At 59.8% G+C, this 2597-nt stretch carries 2 protein-coding genes; both read right to left on the bottom strand.

Annotated elements, in window-relative coordinates; translation table 11 throughout:
- Window positions 1-68: 68 nt before the first annotated feature.
- Window positions 69-1247 (bottom strand): polysaccharide biosynthesis/export family protein, encoded by a 1179-nt coding sequence (locus EOA23_RS33570; protein ID WP_245456238.1) that lies wholly within the window; start codon window positions 1245-1247, stop codon window positions 69-71.
- A 199-nt stretch (window positions 1248-1446) separates the two neighbouring features.
- Window positions 1447-2124 (bottom strand): sugar transferase, encoded by a 678-nt coding sequence (locus EOA23_RS33565; RefSeq protein ID WP_042645112.1) that lies wholly within the window; start codon window positions 2122-2124, stop codon window positions 1447-1449.
- Window positions 2125-2597 lie beyond the last annotated feature (473 nt).

The raw sequence follows: 2597 nt of genomic DNA, 5'->3' as shown, positions 1-2597 counted from the left end.
GACGAGCCTGACGTGTCCCTCCCGCCTCCGTTCCTCGGTTCTCGGCGTGCAAGCCGTGGCCGGCGACGCTACTGGCTGGTCGTCGGCGCCAGCTTCACCTTGATCACGTCGCCCGGCAGCACAGGCGTGTCTTCCTTGGCCTCAATCTCGCTCGTCTTGCCGTCGGCGACCCGCACCAGCGAATAGAGCAGGGGCGGTTCTTGACTGCCGGTGAGAGCGGCAGTCGTTGCTGGATCCGACGCCTGAGCGATCAGGCCCTTCTGCATGCCGACCCTCAAGGCCGCCTCGTTGAGGTTCGTCTCCGTTTGCTGCCGATCGGCAGTGAGGCTCGAACCCAGCGTGTTACGGGCATCGATCGCGTCCTGCTCTGCCTTGCTGATCGACTGCTTGGCGGTGAGGATAGCCGTCTCGTAGTCCAGGATCTTGCCTTGCAGGTCGGCGACCGTCTGCTGCGAGGAAAGCAATCTCGCATTGGCAATCAGGCCTTTCTGCGCCAGCGGACCGATGCTGTTTGCCTGCTGCTCCGCCAGATCGACCTGCTTCTGCTGGTTGGCGATCTTCTTTTGCAGCGATTCGATTTCCGACTGCAGAACACCCTTCAACTGGTCGAGCGCATCGAGCTTCAGCTTCAGCGACTTCTGGTCGGAAACCAGGATCGCCGTTTCGTCGGCGACGATGGTCGGCAATCTCGGATCGCCCTGGATTTCCTGAGGCACCTCGAAAGTCGTTTTCCCCGCCAGGTCGGCGTCGATACGGGCTCGCCTGACCATCAGCCGTAAGCGCTGGTCGTCATAGATGTCATAGCTGCCCTTGGCGGTGATCAGATCCTTTTCGATCTGCGGGCCGTTGTCGGCATTGCGCCGAATGCCGCCGGCGATGCTGATTGCCTTGAGCACCGTCAGATCGGGCACGAAGGGAAACTGACCGGGATTCTGGACTTCGCCCGAAATGTAGAACGGCCGGAACTGCGCCATCTCGACCGAGGCTTCCGGCTTGTCGGGCAGCGCTAGCTTACGCTGCAGCGCGAGCCCGATCGCCGAGGCGATCTCGGCCGTCGTCTTGCCGGCGGCCTGAATGTCGCCGACGAACGGCACCGAGAGCGTCCCGCCCGGACCGACCGAATATTCGCCATTGACGGCCGACCAGTCGCGGAACGTGCCGTCGACCGTCTGCCATTCGGCGACGCGGATGTTGAGCTTGTCCTGCGGGCCGAGCTGATAGTCGCCGGCGGCGGCGAATTGCGGCATGGCCAGTGACGCCGCAAGCAAGAAGCCCGCGACGCGGGCTGGTGTCCGAGATAGGAGACTGCAGGCGAAAGACAGTCCGAAGAGGTCTTTTGTCAAATGAACGTTTCCGATCCGCTTTGGCCCCATCCGCCCGAATGAGATCACTGCCGGACGCCTGCCCCGGTTGCCGCGGGGCAGGCCTGTTGGTCGATAGTTCCGGTCAATAGCTGCCGCGCGACATCCACACGGCAGGAACTGTCTTGAAGATGATGCGAATGTCCTCGAACAATGACCAGTTCTCGACATAATGGCGATCGAAGGCGACCCTCGTGTCATAGGATACGTCGTTGCGGCCGCTCACCTGCCACAGCCCGGTGAGACCCGGACGTGACTTCAGGTAATAGACGGCGGCGCTGCCATAGATTTCCAGCTCGTCGCGCACGACCGGGCGCGGGCCGACAAGGCTCATGTCACCCTGCAGGATGTTGAGGATCTGCGGCAGTTCGTCGAGGCTGAGCTTGCGAAGCACCGCGCCGACGCGGGTGACGCGCGGATCGTTCTTCAGCTTGCGCGTCGCGATCCATTCGGCGTTGGCCTCCGGATTGGCCGCCAGATAGGCGGCAAGCACGCGCTCGCCGTCCGGCACCATGGTGCGGAACTTGAGGCAGGAGAAAATCCTGCCGCCACGGCCGATTCGCTTGTGGCCGTAGAAGATCGGACCGTTGTCCGAAAGCTTGACCAGCAAGGCGACCATCAGGAAAAGCGGGCTGAGCAGAACCAGCCCCGACAGGGAACCGACGATATCGAAGCTGCGTTTGAGCAGACCGCCGATGGGGGGTGGAAAATCAACGCCGACCTGCGCAAAACCCGCATTAGCCGACTTGGCGACATCCCTCATGCAGAAGCTCCATACGTTGAACGGATGGTTTACGGCAAGATATCAAAAAAATGCTGCAGCGCAACACACAATTTCCCATCTCGCTGAAATGTTCACGTCATGAATTGACTAAATAATAAACCTTCCCTGCCCAAATTTTCGCCTTTGTGGCGCGTTTATGACAAGGTGGCAGGAAACCAGGAAAATGTAGTCCGCCTTTCGGGCCTTTTTTGGACAGTTCGTTCTTTGCTGCAGACGAAACGCGGTTGCATGACGCCAAAAGCACTCGCGTCGCTAAGTTATTCAGATAAAATACTATTCAAAGTCGCGGGTTTTACTGAAGCGAAAGGGGCGGCATTGAATAGCCGCTCAAGCCGCAGTGTGCGACGCACCATGGCAGAGTCGATCTCGTAAAATCGTTGGAAACCATACCTGCCGGGCCTTGCTCTGATCAGCCTGCCTTAATAGAGTCGCAAATTGTTCCTGTCATAGTC

Origin of the sequence: Mesorhizobium sp. M2A.F.Ca.ET.042.01.1.1, from assembly GCF_003997405.1 — a bacterium.
Classification (GTDB): Bacteria; Pseudomonadota; Alphaproteobacteria; order Rhizobiales; family Rhizobiaceae; genus Mesorhizobium.
The sequence above is the reverse complement of the archived record's forward strand: the minus strand, read 5'-3'. Positions and strand labels throughout refer to the sequence as shown.